15 protein-coding genes, 1 tRNA gene and 2 rRNA genes are annotated in these 15,216 nt (G+C 56.8%); 12 read left to right on the top strand and 6 right to left on the bottom strand.

Features of this window, described 5'->3' with window-relative positions; genetic code table 11:
- Nucleotides 1-5 precede the first annotated feature (5 nt).
- A complete protein-coding gene (locus HQL63_09805; GenBank protein MBF0177123.1) occupies nucleotides 6-1,640 on the bottom strand; it encodes a sigma-54-dependent Fis family transcriptional regulator in 1,635 nt (544 codons plus the stop codon).
- 205 nt (nucleotides 1,641-1,845) lie between these two features.
- Here HQL63_09805 and HQL63_09800 point away from each other — a divergent pair, with 205 nt between their 5' ends.
- The 8 genes from HQL63_09800 to msrA are packed head-to-tail and all read left to right on the top strand — an operon-like array spanning nucleotide 1,846 to nucleotide 11,003.
- Nucleotides 1,846-3,489, top strand: coding sequence for a hypothetical protein (locus HQL63_09800; protein ID MBF0177122.1), 1,644 nt, complete (start codon nucleotides 1,846-1,848; stop codon nucleotides 3,487-3,489).
- Complete coding sequence (locus tag HQL63_09795; GenBank protein MBF0177121.1) at nucleotides 3,486-4,262, top strand: hypothetical protein; 777 nt, start codon at nucleotides 3,486-3,488, stop codon at nucleotides 4,260-4,262. The genes HQL63_09800 and HQL63_09795 overlap by 4 nt, the downstream gene beginning before the upstream one ends.
- Nucleotides 4,255-4,614, top strand: a complete 360-nt coding sequence (locus HQL63_09790) for a hypothetical protein (protein MBF0177120.1) — start codon at nucleotides 4,255-4,257, stop codon at nucleotides 4,612-4,614. The genes HQL63_09795 and HQL63_09790 overlap by 8 nt, the downstream gene beginning before the upstream one ends.
- Nucleotides 4,611-6,515, top strand: a complete 1,905-nt coding sequence (locus HQL63_09785; GenBank protein MBF0177119.1) for a secretin N-terminal domain-containing protein — start codon at nucleotides 4,611-4,613, stop codon at nucleotides 6,513-6,515. The genes HQL63_09790 and HQL63_09785 overlap by 4 nt, the downstream gene beginning before the upstream one ends.
- Before the next feature lie 33 nt (nucleotides 6,516-6,548).
- Nucleotides 6,549-8,489 (top strand): type II/IV secretion system protein, encoded by a 1,941-nt coding sequence (locus tag HQL63_09780; GenBank protein ID MBF0177118.1) that lies wholly within the window; start codon nucleotides 6,549-6,551, stop codon nucleotides 8,487-8,489.
- Nucleotides 8,489-9,703 carry a type II secretion system F family protein gene (locus HQL63_09775; protein ID MBF0177117.1) on the top strand — a complete coding sequence of 405 codons (1,215 nt, stop codon included), beginning with the start codon at nucleotides 8,489-8,491 and terminating at the stop codon, nucleotides 9,701-9,703. The genes HQL63_09780 and HQL63_09775 overlap by 1 nt, the downstream gene beginning before the upstream one ends.
- A gap of 4 nt (nucleotides 9,704-9,707) precedes the next feature.
- Nucleotides 9,708-10,310 (top strand): cyclic nucleotide-binding domain-containing protein, encoded by a 603-nt coding sequence (locus tag HQL63_09770; GenBank protein MBF0177116.1) that lies wholly within the window; start codon nucleotides 9,708-9,710, stop codon nucleotides 10,308-10,310.
- Between the two features lie 54 nt (nucleotides 10,311-10,364).
- Entirely contained in the window at nucleotides 10,365-11,003 is a 639-nt protein-coding gene (msrA, locus tag HQL63_09765) for a peptide-methionine (S)-S-oxide reductase MsrA (GenBank protein MBF0177115.1), read from the top strand.
- Here the strand turns inward: msrA and HQL63_09760 are convergent.
- Nucleotides 10,985-11,737 (bottom strand): DUF1643 domain-containing protein, encoded by a 753-nt coding sequence (locus HQL63_09760; protein ID MBF0177114.1) that lies wholly within the window; start codon nucleotides 11,735-11,737, stop codon nucleotides 10,985-10,987. The two genes, msrA and HQL63_09760, sit on opposite strands and share 19 nt — an antisense overlap.
- A gap of 367 nt (nucleotides 11,738-12,104) precedes the next feature.
- On the opposite strand from HQL63_09760, the gene HQL63_09755 reads away from it, so the two are divergent.
- Genes HQL63_09755 through HQL63_09740 form a run of 4 tightly spaced genes read left to right on the top strand, consistent with a single transcriptional unit; the run spans nucleotide 12,105 to nucleotide 13,671 of the window.
- Nucleotides 12,105-12,335 (top strand): prepilin-type N-terminal cleavage/methylation domain-containing protein, encoded by a 231-nt coding sequence (locus HQL63_09755; protein MBF0177113.1) that lies wholly within the window; start codon nucleotides 12,105-12,107, stop codon nucleotides 12,333-12,335.
- Between the two features lie 45 nt (nucleotides 12,336-12,380).
- Nucleotides 12,381-12,776 carry a type II secretion system protein gene (locus tag HQL63_09750; protein MBF0177112.1) on the top strand — a complete coding sequence of 132 codons (396 nt, stop codon included), beginning with the start codon at nucleotides 12,381-12,383 and terminating at the stop codon, nucleotides 12,774-12,776.
- Nucleotides 12,777-12,814: 38 nt separating this feature from the next.
- Complete coding sequence (locus HQL63_09745; protein ID MBF0177111.1) at nucleotides 12,815-13,225, top strand: GspH/FimT family pseudopilin; 411 nt, start codon at nucleotides 12,815-12,817, stop codon at nucleotides 13,223-13,225.
- Nucleotides 13,222-13,671 carry a hypothetical protein gene (locus tag HQL63_09740; GenBank protein ID MBF0177110.1) on the top strand — a complete coding sequence of 150 codons (450 nt, stop codon included), beginning with the start codon at nucleotides 13,222-13,224 and terminating at the stop codon, nucleotides 13,669-13,671. Before HQL63_09745 ends, HQL63_09740 begins: the two co-directional genes overlap by 4 nt.
- A 32-nt stretch (nucleotides 13,672-13,703) precedes the next feature.
- Here HQL63_09740 and HQL63_09735 read toward each other — a convergent pair whose 3' ends face one another.
- From HQL63_09735 to HQL63_09720, 4 genes are all read right to left on the bottom strand, one after another.
- Nucleotides 13,704-14,660: an exopolyphosphatase gene (locus tag HQL63_09735; GenBank protein MBF0177109.1), complete on the bottom strand. Its 957-nt coding sequence runs from the start codon at nucleotides 14,658-14,660 to the stop codon at nucleotides 13,704-13,706.
- A tRNA-Met gene (locus HQL63_09730) sits at nucleotides 14,661-14,737 on the bottom strand. It abuts the gene before it with no gap.
- Between the two features lie 52 nt (nucleotides 14,738-14,789).
- A 5S ribosomal RNA gene (rrf, locus tag HQL63_09725) occupies nucleotides 14,790-14,904 on the bottom strand.
- A 62-nt stretch (nucleotides 14,905-14,966) separates the two neighbouring features.
- Nucleotides 14,967-15,216, bottom strand: a 23S ribosomal RNA gene (locus tag HQL63_09720); the annotation flags it as partial.

Genomic DNA, 15,216 nt, shown 5'->3' with positions numbered 1-15,216 from the left:
GTTGCTCAGAGCTGGTACTGGCCCATTTTGCGATGCAGCCACTGGCGTGTGATCCCCAGTCGGCGCGCTGCCTCCTGCCGGTTGCCATGACTGGCTTGTAGAGCCGTCGCGATGCAGTACCGTTCCCATGTCTGCAACTGAACTTTCAGGGGAGCCGTCGCTTCCGGAGGAACAAAAAGAGTAGAACCCACGGACGAGACGGCATCTCCCGTAAGCGACAACGCACCTGCTCCCGTCTCATGCCCTCCCTCTCCCCGCGCAACCTCCGATCCCAGACGGGAAACCCCATGGCCACTCTGGCGCAACTCCAAAGAACAACTCTCCGGCTGCATGATCCCGCGCTCGGGAGTCAGGGTGAGAAGCCGTTCGACCTCGCGGCGCAGTTGACGGACATTGCCGGGCCAGTGGTAGCTCTCGAAAAGATGTATCACCTCGGAGGAGAACCCCCCGACCTGCTTTTGAAACCGGCGGCTGGTCTCCCGCAAAAACGCTTCCGCCAGGGGGAGAATCTCTTCGGTTCGTTCCCGCAACGGGGGGATGTGAACCTCCACGGAAAAAAGCCGGTAGTAGAGATCCTCGCGGAACCGCCCCTTGGCCACCTCCTGCCGCAAATCCTTGTTGGTGGCGCTGATGATGCGAAACTGGAACCGGTTCACCTTGTTGCTGCCCAAACGGGTCACCTCCCCCTCCTGGAGAACCCGGAGAAATTTAGGCTGGATGGCCTGGGGCAGATCGGCGATTTCGTCCAAAAACAAGGTGCCCCCATCGGCTTCTTCAAATCGGCCTTTGCGCATCGTCATAGCCCCGGTAAAGGCCCCTTTTTCGTACCCGAAAAACTCGCTCTCCATAAGGTTTTCCGGAATGGATGCACAGTTGACGGCCACAAAGGGCTTCTCTCTGGCAGGGCTCAAATCATGAATCAAACGGGAGATCACCTCCTTGCCGGTGCCATTCTCGCCGCTGATGAAAATATTGACCGGCGTCTCGGCCACTGAACGGGCAAAAGCCAAAACTTCCTGCATGGCCCGGCTTTCCGCCACGATGTTTCCTTTGCTCAAGAGTGCCGGACTCATGCCACGCAGCGTGTCGTTGATCTGTTTGGAAACAGTCAGAATATCTGAATGGATGCGAATATTGTCGATCACCACGGAGAGGTGCCGAACCATGGCCAGGATTCGTTGCTGGTCGCTGTCGGTGAACCCCTCGGGCGTGGTCTTGTTCAAAAGCTCCACCACGGCGGTGACCTCCGGTCCCACCCGGCTCTGCACGGGAACACAGATCAGATTGCGGGTGACAAAACCGGTTTCGGCATCTGTCCGGGTATGAAATCCGGCCTGCCGCTCCAGGTTGTTGTCGATGACACATCTTCCCGAGGAAACGGCGCGCCCGACGACACTCCCCTCCAAGGGAGCTTCAATCTGGCGAAATCTCAATCCCGTACCACTCTTCAACCAAACATTGCGCCGGGACAAATCGACAAAAAAAATGGAACATCGTTCCGCGCCGATCAACACCGGCAGGATGTCAACGTAGAACTGCAACAGGGACTCCTGGTCGTCGAGGGTCCAGGAACGTTGCACCTGCTCCAAAAAATTTTCGAGCTGGTGCAACTCCCGCTGCAAATCGTGCAAATCGGACATAAAATTTCCAGATGAGAGGCAAGGCGCTGATGCCGCAGTGATGATATCATCTGCCGGGAAGAGTCTTCCAGGGTAACGATTCGGCGCCCTATCAAGAAAAACCTGGACATGCAGGCCTTTGTCAGGGCTTCGCCCCGAACCCCACCAGTGGAAGGGCACAGCCCTTCCTCCTGGACCTCCATCCCAGTCTTTCAGGAGAGAACCCATGGTCCACAACCCACCAACCGGGCAAGAGCCCGCACAACCCCCGATCCAGCGGCGATCGTGGTGGTCGGGCAGCAAAGGCAAGGCCGGTCGCCACAAAGGGGGCGTCTTTGGTCTGGCACAATGGCCTGACTGTTGGGTGTTGGTGCAGATCGAGGCTCAAGCCACCGGACAGTTGGCCGTCAACATTTGTGAGATTGCCCCACTGGAAGGAGACAGCGCCGGGCGTCTGCAATCCGTCCTGCGGCAGAAACGCATCACGCGGTGTACGGGTGTGGCTACCCTGACACCAAGTCAATACCGGACCTTCCTGGAAGAGTCGGCCAACGCCCCCGCTGCCGAGTTGGGCTCCATCATGCGCTGGAGAGTTCGGGATAGGATTGATTTCCCGGTGGAAAACGCCGTGGTGGCCGTGCAACCCGTCCCAACCCGGAAGCGGGATGATGCGGCGGAGAAGAACATGGTCAACGTCTTCGTTGCCAACCAGGAGGAGGTCTTGCGGCTGAGTGCCATGGCCACCCGGCTGCAAATACATCTCCTCGCCGTGGATGCCCATGAATCGGCGCTGCGCCATATAGCCGCCCTCATGGGAGAAGGGGCCGCCGGAGAGATGGTTCTGCTGCATGTGGGTCCGCAGGATACCCAGGTCATGGCCATTCGGGATGGGGAGGCCGTATTTTCCCGGCGCATCAAAGTGGGCACGGAACGCATCGGTGATCACCTGCGTGGCGAAACAGGCGGTCGTGACAAAGCCCTGGCCCTGGGCCTCGAACCCCTGGCGGTGGAGTTGCAACGCACGCTGGAATACATCCGCACCCGCATGCACATGACCGTCAACAAGATCTCCCTCGCACCTTCGGAAAATCCGATCAGCGGTTTAACGGCAGCCCTGGACGCCCTTTTGCCGGGCCTGACCGTGACGCCCCTCGAATTGGCCAAGGTCTTTCACTTCCCCGACGGCGTGCCAGCTGAAAAAAATCTGGCCCTGGCCCTGCCCGCCCTGGGAGCCGCCGTCGGCCAGCTCCGCAAAAACGGCTCACCCGTCAATCTGCTTGAGGAGAGGCTGCGTCCCAAACGAGATCTCCTGTCGGGAAGGCCCATCATGTTGTTTGGACTCCTCTCCTTCATCATCCTGGGGGGGGTCGTGGGTTTGCTGCGCTGGCAAGCGGGAAAAATCCGGGTGGAGTACGCCAACGTTTTCAGCCAGGAAGCAACTCTCAAGGCAGAGGTCATGCAACTGGCCAACAACTCTGCTGATCAAGCCTTGCGTGTCCGCCTGGAGAATGAATTACAGCAAGTGGCCGAGAAAATATCCCTGCATCAACGTCTGTTGCTATTCCTTAATGGCAACAAACTCGGGCAACAGGAGGGATTCTCGGGATATCTGGAGGATCTTTCCCGCTATACAATTCCTGGAATCTGGCTGACCCAGATTTCGTTCCGGGATGGCGGTCGGGACGTCGGCTTTTCCGGTAAAGGAACATCCTCCGCATTGGTGCCCGCTTTTGTTGAATCCATGGGTCGCGCCAAAAACTTCCAAAATACAAAATTTGATGTTCTACACATCACGCAGGAAAAAAAGGAACTGGAAGATTGGATCCATTTTTCCCTGCGCACCAAGCGCATGGCGGAGATGAAACCATGAGCGAACTCTCCATCTCCTCCCTGGCCGGTCGCATCGACGCCCTCACCCGCCGGGAGAGAGGCATGATTTTGGGCGCCTTGATCCTGCTCCCCTGGCTGGTGGTCAACAACTTTGTCCTGCGTCCGCTTGTGCTGGAGAGGGCCAAGTTGCAGGAGGATACGGCACTCCTGACAAAATCGATCCTCGATTTGACTGCACAACGAGAACGCTTGCGTAATAGTCACCGTGATGCCAAAAAGGAGGAGGATGTCCGTTTGGGAGGATATAGGCAACAATTGACATCCGTGGAAGAGGACGTCAAAAAAGCCATGCGGAAGTTGGTGTCGCCCCAGGAGATGACCCTGGCCCTGGGCGCCCTGTTGCGCAGCGCTCCCGGCGTGACCCTGACCAGCCTCAAAACGCTGCCTGCCCAGCCCATCGATGTCAATCCGAAAAAGGACACACCCGCCGCCACAACCACCTCCGAAAAAGGCGGTTTGGGCAATGAAGTCAACAACGCCAAATCCCAGGGTGCCCATAAAGGCGGTACAGAGGCCAAACCCAAGGATGAAAAACCCACTGGAGAGCCTTCTCTCATCATCTGGCGGCATACCCTGCAACTCTCTTTTACCAGCGACTACCTGAGCACTTTGAGTTTGCTCCAGTCTCTGCGCGGTTTGCCGTGGACCTTCTACTGGGACACCCTGGATATGACAGTCAAGGAACATCCCGTGGCACAAATCAACCTGACCATTTTCACCCTGAGCCTGCACGAGGAGTTGATCGGTGCCTGATGTGCGTCACCTACTGGCCATGGGGTTCTGCATGACCCTGCCCCTACAAACTCTTCAGGCAGCCGAGACCTGGAAAGACCCGACAACACCGACGGGTAAAGTCACCATGACGCAGAATAAAAAGGGAGCCCCCCCCTTTACCTTGTCGCTTTTGCTGGTCAGCAAGGAGCGAAAATGGGCGATCATCAATGGTGGCCTGGTGCAGAGTGGCGACCGCATCGACGGAGCCATGGTCCAATCCATCACCCCAAAAAAGGTGCGCCTGATCCACAATAAACGCATCCTGGATCTGCCCGCCCCCATCCAGGTGGCCGATCCCAAGAAACATGTCGGCCATAGGAACGCCTCATGAACAAAAAAAAACCTGTACAAGGCAGTCGATGGGTCCACCCCTCTCCTGCAAAACAGGGTGGAACCCAGCCCCTGCGCCCCCCCCTGGCCATGTGGGTCTGTGGCCTGATGATCCTTGGGTTGAGCGGGTGTCAATCCCACCCCCCTCCCCCTGAATTCCAGGAACAAATCGAGAGCGCCAAGGATCTGTTCCAAAAACAGACCCAGCCTGCCCAGGCAACCCCATCAGAACTCCAGACTGCCCAGCCCATCCCCGCCAAAGAAGCAGATGTGGAACCGGAACAGGTTTTTGATATCCAGGTCTCCGAGGCGCCAGTCCGCTCCGTCCTGGAGGGGTTGGTCGCCGGGACACCCTACAGCCTGGTCATCGACCCAAAGGTTGAAGGGAACCTCTCTCTGAACTTGAAGCAGGTGACCGTCAAAGAGACGGTGAACATCATCTGCCGCATGCACAACTTCGATTGTCAAAATCTGCGGCGTGGTTTCGTCATTCTCCCGAAACAGATGACAACGAAAACGTTCCGGGTTCACTACCCGGACATGAGCCGTAACGGATCTTCCTCTCTGCGGGTTGCCTCCGGTCAGACCCAGGGTGGTTCTGCCTCCTCCTCTTCCTCGTCGTCATCACAAACATCGGCCCAACAGCAAAGTACGGTGGGTACCCAGCTGGATACCCATTTTCACAGTGACTTTTGGCAAGAGTTGACCGACGTGGTTTGTGCGACCCTTGGACTATCCCAATCAGGGAGCGGCGCCTCCTCGTCTGGCCAGAGTGGCGGGTCGGGCGCCTCGTCAGGGCAAGGATCCGGAAGTGGATCGTCCCCCTCTGCGTCATCATCGGCCTCTTCGACGACGGGCGGTACAGGAGGTAGCCGGCTTGCCTGTTCCGGTACCGGCGGGGATGGTCTGGAACGCAGCATCGGCGTCAGCCGGCAAACCGGCCTGGTTACGGCACGAGCGTTGCCGTCGGAGTTGCAGAGACTGGAAAAAATTTTGGGCATCATGCAGAGCACCCTGGAACGGCAGGTCGTCCTGGAGGCCAAGGTCGTCGAAGTGCAGCTCAACTCCGGGTCGCAAAGCGGCATCAATTGGGCATCTCTCGTCCGTCTGGGATCGAACAAGGGGATGACCATCGGTCAAACCGGAGGCGGAACGCTGCTCAATCCGCTAAACCGTCCCTCCGATCTTTACTCCATCAGCGGTACGCTACCCATCGGACAATACCCGCAAGGGTCCGTTTCCGCCACTGCCAATGGGGTCTTGCAGGTACCCTACTCAGCGTTCGGAGGAGTCATCGGTCTGGGCATTCAACTTCATGATTTCCAGGGTTTTCTCGAATTGCTGGAGTCGCAAGGGAAGGTCCATGTCCTCTCCAGTCCGCGCATTTCGACCCTCAACAGCCAAAAAGCGGTCATCAAGGTGGGTACGGACGATTTTTACGTGACCAACGTCGTGCAGACAGCCGCAACCACCACCTCCGGCTCCAGCACCAATTTTACCATTTCGCAATTTTTTTCCGGGGTCGCCCTGGATGTCGTCCCTCGCATCGGCGAGGATGGCACGATCACCATGCATATCCACCCCTCCATCTATCGTGTGACGGGCAAACCCACCCCCCTCGGCGGGCAAACCTTCAGTCTGGCCAGCAACTCGACCCGGGAATCGGACAGCGTCGTCCGCGCCCGCAATGGCGAAATCGTCGTGATTGGGGGATTGATGACCGAGGAGTTTCAACAGGACCATGGTCAGGTTCCCATTCTGGGAGATCTGCCCCTGCTCGGCAATCTGTTCAAGCAGGCCCGTGACCAGAAAACCAAAACGGAGCTGGTGATCCTAATCAAACCAACACTTGTAGAAAGTCCAACCTCCTCCTCGGTTGCGGTGCCACCCGAGTGGAATTGATGTCACCCTGCCTATCCGTCCATCCATGACAACATGAATGTCACCCAGGAACAGCTGCAACAGGTCTTGATCCTCAGCGACCACGGAACAACCAGTGATGGGCGGTCCGTGTTGACGTTGGGATTTCTGCCTGCGGAGTCCCTGCCCGGGCTGTTGGGTGCGGCGGCAATCGCTTTCTCTCCAAAAGATTTGGATACCTTGAGGGTGGGTGACCTGCTGGTAGAAAACGAGAGTCACTTTCCTGTCAACACCCTGACCGAAACATTGGTACAAAACAGCCCGAAGGATCCACGCAAGGCCGGTGCGGGGGTCACGGCGCTCGGTCAGGTGTGGGAAGAGAGCCTGTTCCGGTTTTTGACCATGCGCTTTGAATTGCTGGTCGTGGACCTGAAAACCTTTCACTTGAATCCGGAGACGGTTCGTCTGATTCCCGAGGAGGTGTCGCGGCGTTTCAACGTCATCGTCCTGATGGATACGCCATGGGGGGTTTTGGTGGGCATGTCCGATCCCACCGATCTTTATGCCTCCGATGAGATCACCGACCTGTTGCGGCGTCCCGTGGTGTTGTCGGTGGTCAACCATGACGACCTGCAACGCGGCCTCAACCAGCATTATCGCAACGAAGCGGCCCTGCAAAATTTTGCCGAAGAGCTGGCGGAAGAGGTAGCCAAATCCGGCGAGGATGAGAGTGCCGATGGCGCCCTGGGCATCAGCTCCGACGCCCCTGTGGTCAAGATCATCCAATCCCTGTTCGATGATGCCGTTCGCATGGGTGCATCCGACATTCACATCGAACCTGACCAGCATGTGTTACGCATTCGCCAGCGCATCGATGGCAGCCTGGTGGAACGCATCCTGAACATGAAACGCATTGCACCGGCCTTGATTTCCAAAATCAAGTTGATGGGCGGCATGGAGATCTCCGAACGCCGCCTGGCCCAGGATGGACGTTTTCACATCACGGTGCGGGACAAACACATGGATGTGCGCGTCTCGACCATGCCCACCCAGGGGGGGGAGTCGGTGGTCATGCGCCTCCTGGATCAATCCCACAACAATCTGAGTCTGGAAGCCATTGGCCTGCCCCCTGAATATCTGGAACGCATCCGCCGTCTGCTCTCCCACCCGCACGGCATGATTCTGGTGACCGGACCCACAGGATCGGGAAAAACCACCACCCTCTATGGCGCCCTGAACGAACTCAATACCCCGGACCGAAAATTGATCACGGTCGAGGATCCGGTCGAATACCGCCTCCCACGGGTCAATCAGGTCCAGGTGATGAGCAAGATCGGCTGGAATTTTGCCACAGTGCTGCGCACCGCCCTGCGCCAGGATCCGGATGTCATCCTGGTGGGAGAGATGCGTGATCGGGAGACAGCGGAAATCGCCGTGCGTGCAGCATTGACCGGGCATCTTGTCCTCTCCACCCTTCACACCAACGACGCCGCACGCACTCCGGTGCGTATGATCGACATGGGTATCGAAGGGTATGCCGTGGCCGACTCCCTGTTGGCCATCCTGTCGCAACGCCTGGTTCGCCGCGTCTGTCCCGACTGTGCTTCACCACACCAACTCACCGAAAAGGAAAGGGATTGGTTGGCACGCCTCCCCGAGATCCCCAACATGGGGGAAGGTTTGATCGAAGGGAAAGGATGTGCCAAGTGCAATGAAAGCGGCTTCCGAGGGCGTCTGGCGGTGATCGAGTTGCTGGAGATGAACACCGAACTGTCCAATCATCTTCGGGCAGGAGATACGCGGGGATTTCTGGCCGCCACCCAGCAACAGAGCGACTTTGAGCCCCTGCATGTCGTCGCCGCCCGCTATGCCCACGCCGGGCGCACGGCTCTTGCGGAGGCCATTCGGCTCTGTCCCGCACCCGAGCAGGCGCCACGATCTGCATCCAAAACATACGCCTCCCCGCCCCCAACTCCTGCCAACCCGACCGCCTCAACCACCCCAGGAGCCACCTGATGCCACGCTTCTCGTACACGGGACGCAATACGCAGGGCGAAGCCGTGCGCGGTGAAATGACCGGCGCCGATCGCAACCGGTTGGTTGAACAGCTCATTGCCCAGGGCATCGCCCCGGTGGAGATCAAGGAGGTGGCAGCCAGTCAGGGCCTCACCTTCGGTGGCGGATGGCCCAAAGACGATGACCGGATCCAGTTTTGTCGCCAAATCTACACTCTGTTGGATGCCGGTATTCCTGTGGTCCGTGCCATCCAGAATTTGCGTGAATCAACCGGCAACCAACGCCTGAAGGATGCCCTGGAAGCCGTCGCCGCCGACCTGGAATCCGGCAAGGATATCGCCTCGTCCATGGCCGTCCATCCCAAGGTGTTCCCCCGGCTTTTCGTGAATATTGTCCGTGTCGGCGAAACCTCGGGACGGTTGGCTGAATCGATGAAGCAGCTGTATGAATTCCAGGAGGTGGACAAAGAGACTCGTCAGCAGATCAAGAGCGCCCTGCGTTATCCCGCCATCGTGGTGAGCGTCATGTTCATCGTGGTCTATCTGCTCAACTATTTTGTAGTCCCTTCCTTTGATAAACTGTTCAAACAATTGGGGGCGGAACTTCCCTGGCAGACCCGTTTGCTGGTCACCACTTCCAACTTTACCATCCAGCACGGCCCAGCCATGATCTTCGGCATCGTCGTGCTCATTGTTGGTTTCCGCAAATATATCGATACCCCATCCGGTCGACTCTGGTGGGATCGCAACAAGTTGCGCATACCCATCATTGGTAAAATCGTTGAACAGGCCACTCTGGCGCGTTTTGCCCGAACCTTCGCCATGTGTTTGCGTTCCGGCATGCCCGCCGACCAATCGTTGAACATTGTCGGCGGTTCCCTCGACAACGCCCTCCTGGAGACCGGTATCCAGGAGATGCAACGCCGCATCAATCGCGGGGAGAGCGTCTTGCAGGCGGCCCGTTCCAGCGGCATGTTCACCCGCCTGGTTCTGCAAATGCTCGCCGTCGGCGACGAAACCGGACGTACCGATGAAATGATGCAATCCGTTGCCATCTATTATGAACGTGAGGTGGCCTACTCGGTCAAAAATTTAAGCGCCCTCATCGAACCCATCCTCATGGGAGCGATGGGAGGCATCATCCTGCTCCTGGCTCTCGGCATTTTCATGCCAATGTGGAGCATGGGCAAAGCGATGGGCATGAAAGGCGGGTGATTCCGTGCATTTCAATCTGAATAAAGTCCAGGATATCAGGCTGTTCCGTGGTATAGAACGCTCGGAAATCGACAGTCTTCTGCAAGCTTGTGCCAGCTTGACACGGTTTCGACCTGGTGAGGAAATTTTTGCCGAGGGTGCCGTTGGCAGTGAAATTTTTATCCTCCCCGCTGGCCGGGTCCGCATTCTTCTGGCCAAGGGAACCGACAGCCAAAAGGAAATACCCATCCGCGGGCCTGATATTTTTGGCGAAATGGCCTTCCTGGATCAGGCCCCGCGCAGTGGCACGGCAGTTGCAGATGAGTCCCTTGAGGTCTATGGTTTGGAGCGCGTTCCAACCCAAAAATATTTCTCGCTGCATCCTTCCCTGGGTTTGGAGATCATGCGAAACCTGACCGTCATCCTGGCACGCAAGATTCGCCGCACCAATGCCATTCTGTTGCAGGAGTTGCGTCGCATGCCTGGTGAAAAGGATGGTGATCGGGAGAGTGACCTGTCGGAAACGACCACGATCATCAATCCTCAATCCCTGGCCCTTCAGGATAGTTTGGATGCCTTTGCCCGCACGCGCAACAGCAACCGTATCGTTCAGTCCATTGTCCCCTGACAAGGGTCTTGCAGCATTCAAACTCTCTGGCTCAATAATGGAATGAGGTGTACCATGTATTGGAAGATGAAGATGTTGTTACCATCTCCCGACGCCGCCCTGCCCGGCAGAGAACAATCCATGACAATCCCTACCCGGCACCATGTCACCGGTCATGCCCTGCTCCCCCCCTATCCTGCCAACATGGAAATCGCTTTATTCGGCATGGGGTGCTTCTGGGGGGCGGAGCGGCGTTTCTGGGAAACCGGCGCTGTGCATGTCACTGCTGTCGGGTATGCGGGAGGTTTCACTCCCAACCCCACCTACCACGAAGTGTGTACCGGCATGACCGGGCACAATGAGGTGGTGCAGGTGGTCTACGATCCCAGGGTGATCAGCTATCACCAGCTGTTGCAAATTTTTTGGGAGTCGCATGATCCCACGCAGGGGATGCGCCAGGGGAATGATCTGGGAACTCAATACCGCTCAGGTATTTATACGACCACGGAACAACAAGCCGCTGCCGCCCTGACCTCCAGGGAGATTGTCCAATCCCTCCTGCACCAGGTCAGATTGGGTACGATCACCACCGAGATCCTTCAAGCCCCCGAATTCTACTTTGCCGAAGGGTATCATCAACAATACCTGGCCAAGAATCCCCAAGGATATTGTGGTCTGGGCGGTACGGGCATTCGTTATCCGGCTCCGAGCTGAGTCGATTGCATCAGGACGGCGTCCAACCAAGCATCCTTCGCACGCTGCAACATGGGGCTGGGATGGGCAAAGAGCCGCGTCTCCCCAGCCACAGGCACCCCGAGCAGCGCGTGCCCCCGCAGGCGATCAAGACAGCGGATCGCCAAAGGCAACAGGGATGGATGTCGACCCCACCCCGCAATGACCGGAGTCTGACCAACCCCGCCCAGCAACGAGGCGAGTTCCTCTTTCCGGCCAGGGTGGAATATCGAGTGCAACGCACCGGCGGCATCGCCCTGATTGATCTCTGCAACCTTCTGGAGAAAAAGTGGACTTTTTGGTTCCCGCAGATCCGACAGGTTCAGAATCCGGGCGTGCTTCCAGCCACGGGCCGCCATGATGCGCATGATCTGGTATTGGGTGTTGTCGGGACGGGTCGGTACCAGGTGATAACCCTGAAGGGATGGGGGTTTTCCGACAACCTGTGGCGGAGCATGGCGGGTGCCCAACGGTCTGGATGAACCCGGGTTCATCATGACTGCCACAACGTCGGCTTGGCGCTGGAGCAGCGCGTTGGGATGGCTTGGCACGCAGTCATGCGCCACCAGCTCCAACAACGAGCGGCATGGCAACTCGGCGCCGTTCCAGGATAGTTGGTAAAAGTGTCCATACACGCCATACCTGTCCAAGAGTTGCGCTGCCCTTAATTGTCGAGCCACAACGTCTTCTCTGCATGCCTGCAACAAGTCGGACACGTCATCCCCTCCCTCTCACGTTTTGCCCTGAAATCACCCTGCACCCGCATGGATGGCAAGAAAAAAACAATACACCACGATCATTGACTGTACACGATTAACTACACTCCAATGTCATCCACTGTTGACACTGTCCACCCCCATCCTGGAAACAAACGCCTGAGTTTCGCATTCATACCCAAATAAAAAAGGAAAAACAACACTATGGGATACATGCTGCAATATGGCATGGATGTTGAGACTATCGTGACAGGCTATCCTTGACCTGGGAAAACCCATTCACGCTCTCCCGGCCCATGATCTCAGGAATACATAGGGGTGAACCGTGAAAACAGACAACGATCATGAAAACAGGAAACTGCATGGCCTGAAAAAACGGGGATTTACCCTGGTCGAACTCCTGATCGTCCTTCTTGTTATCGGGATCCTGGCCTCCATCGCCGTACAAAATTTTGGTAATCTGTTTGATCTGGCCAGGGACAACTCCGCAGCATATGAAAACAGAGCCCTGCAAACCCAAACCGGTTGCCGCAACGTCGCGACCGCCAACAACCAGAATCCAGACACACTGTGCGGCGCCATACAAGCTACACCATGATCACCCTGTTTTTCTTGACAAACCATGAACCATAAGGCGACTGCCATGAACACCAAGAAGTGCAGAGGCTTTTCCCTGGTTGAAGCGATCGTGGTCATTACGGTGTTGGGTGTTCTGGCCGGAGTGGCCATCACCAACACAGGAAACGTTTCACCTGCGGCTGGCGACTCGGTGGCCAACAGCGTGGCCGGAGCCATGGTGGCCGCCGCAGCCAACTACCGGGTCCGTTGTGAAATGGGGGATCTACCCGTCAACTTTGCCACGGTCACCAATTGTACTGCTGCGAGAGATTTACTCCAAAACGTCACGTTAAACGATTTTACCTGGGGCACTGGTGGAGGTGCTCCTCCAACCGGTTATCTCTACTGCACTGTCAGACATAGCCAGGGGGCAACGACGTACACCGTCACAGTGCGCACCACCACGGCCAGTTGTGGATGATTGGCGGGGAGTTTTGAAACCGGGACAAGGTGACTGCCATGCGTGACGAATCCGGACTCTCTCTGGTCGAACTGCTCATCATGGTCCTGACAATCGGTATCCTGACCTCCTCCGGTTATGTCACCTTTTCTCAAGGCAACATCTCCCTGCGGGCCAAGGCCGAACAGTTTGCCCAGGATATACGCTATGCCCAGACCCTGGCCATGAACCGTGGCGCATCCTATCAAGTCAATGTCAACGGGAGTTCCTACACCATCACGACCAGTGCAGACACTGCCGGCCTGCTATCCCAGGCAACCCTGAGCGGCGTCACCATTGGTGGAACATACCCGATTGTTTTCAATGGTCTGGGCCAACCCACCAACGCCGGTGTCAAGACCCTGACCACTGGCAACCAAACCATCTCCATCAACGTACGGGCAGAATCCGGATCGGTAGTCGTACCATGAACGCCATCGATAAATCCAAAAATCAAATCAACCGTCTCCATGACCTTTTCCAGCCAAGGCTCCATGAGGCTGGTGTTTCTTACGTCGAGCTGATCATTTTGATTCTGACCATTGGCATCATCATGTCCGGTTTTGCCGGGGCCATTGGCCAGGCGCTGGAAAATCCAAGCCAGACAGTCCGCATCCAACAAGCATCGGAGCTCATGCAGGCAGGATTGGAGTCCATCTCCTCGATACGTCAACACAACGGCTTCGCGGCCATTCCGAACAGCAGCAGCACCAACCTGACGGACAGTTTTGTTCGAACCATCACGGTAGTTGACGATGAGAGCGCGGCCTGCCCCTCTGCCGTGGCTGGGACGTGCAAAAGAGTCACTGTCGCCATCAGCCGAAACAGCAAAACCTTGGCCCAGGGGGAGCTGCTTCTTGTCAACTACGATCCATGATTCAGGCCTGAACGACACCACGGAATGGATGTTTATTTGTTCGTCACCCAACGGCGGTACAACTCATGAATCATGCCGTCCGCCAAACCAATCTGGGGGACGAATATTTTTTGTATCCTGGCCCATTTGGTCACCTTCAAAAAAATCTCACTGGCCAGGACAATCACGTCGGCCCGGTCTGGCTTCAGTCCCAACTGGATCATCCGTTCTTCCTGCGTCAGACTCGACAAGTGCTTGTGGAGTTGCCCCAGTTTGTTGCGTGATAACGGCAAATCCTGGCGCTGCCGGGTCATTTTGAAGAGTTTGTTGATGTTCCCGCCCGATCCAATGGCGCGCAGATCCGGCCTATGGCCACAAACGTCCCGGGTCCAGGATTGCATCTCCCGCCAGACACCCTCCTTGACCAACCCTCCTTTGAGCCGGACCGTGCCAACGTTGAACGAACGCGCAACGAGAGGACGATTGTTTTCCAACAAGGTCAACTCGGTGCTGCCTCCGCCGACGTCGATGTACAAATAATATCCGTCGCTGAAACTCCCATCCAACCGATTCAGGGCAATCAATTCCGCCTCACGGGCGCCATCGATGATCTCGATACGTATCCCGGTCTCTTGTGCAATCCGATCCGTCAAGGACACTCCATTGCTCGCCGAACGCAGGGCGGAGGTGGCACAGGCCATATAATCCTGAGTGCCAACAGAGCGCATGATGTGCTGGAATCCTATCATGGCCTGGACCAGGCTGTCGGCAAGCTCAAGGGAAATCAGCCCCAGGTGGAAGGCATCATCACCCAGGCGTACCGGCACCCGGTAGAGATCGGCCTTACGCACAGTCGGCACCTCACTGCCAACATCATAGACGTTGGATATCAGCAGGCGGACAGCGTTGGAACCGATATCGATTGCGGCAAATTTCATAAGGACGGACAGGCAGGCTTTGGACAACAAAAAACCCCGCAACACGATATTGCAGGGTCTTTTTCTTGTCATTGGTTGCGGGAGGAGGATTTGAACCTCCGACCTTCGGGTTATGAGCCCGACGAGCTACCGGACTGCTCCATCCCGCGTCAAACGGGCCGCTGGGACCGACTTGCCGACGGTCCCAGCGCCGGATAAACTTCCTGGCAGTGTCCTACTTTCCCACACCTTAAGATGCAGTATCATCGGCGCTGAGGGACTTAACTTCCGAGTTCGGAATGGTATCGGGTGTGACCCCCTCGCAATGGCCACCAGGAAGAAACTTTTCAGGTTCCTGGACAACTGGGTGGAATGGGCATGGCGTGTTCTTTGGTCTTGGATATAAAGCCAATGGACTGATTAGTACCGGTCAGCTCAACACATTACTGCGCTTACACCTCCGGCCTATCAACGTGGTAGTCTGCCACGAGTCTCATAGGGAGAATTCATCTCGAGGGGGGCTTCCCGCTTAGATGCTTTCAGCGGTTATCCTGTCCGTGCTTGGCTACCCGGCAATGCTTCTGGCGAAACAACCGGAAGCGGAAGACCCATGGGATTGATCCCGTATTGGAGGAAAAGATAATGGCGA

It is taken from the genome of Magnetococcales bacterium (assembly GCA_015231175.1).
GTDB lineage: Bacteria > Pseudomonadota > Magnetococcia > Magnetococcales > DC0425bin3 > HA3dbin3.
This window is presented reverse-complemented; position numbering and strand designations above follow the sequence as displayed.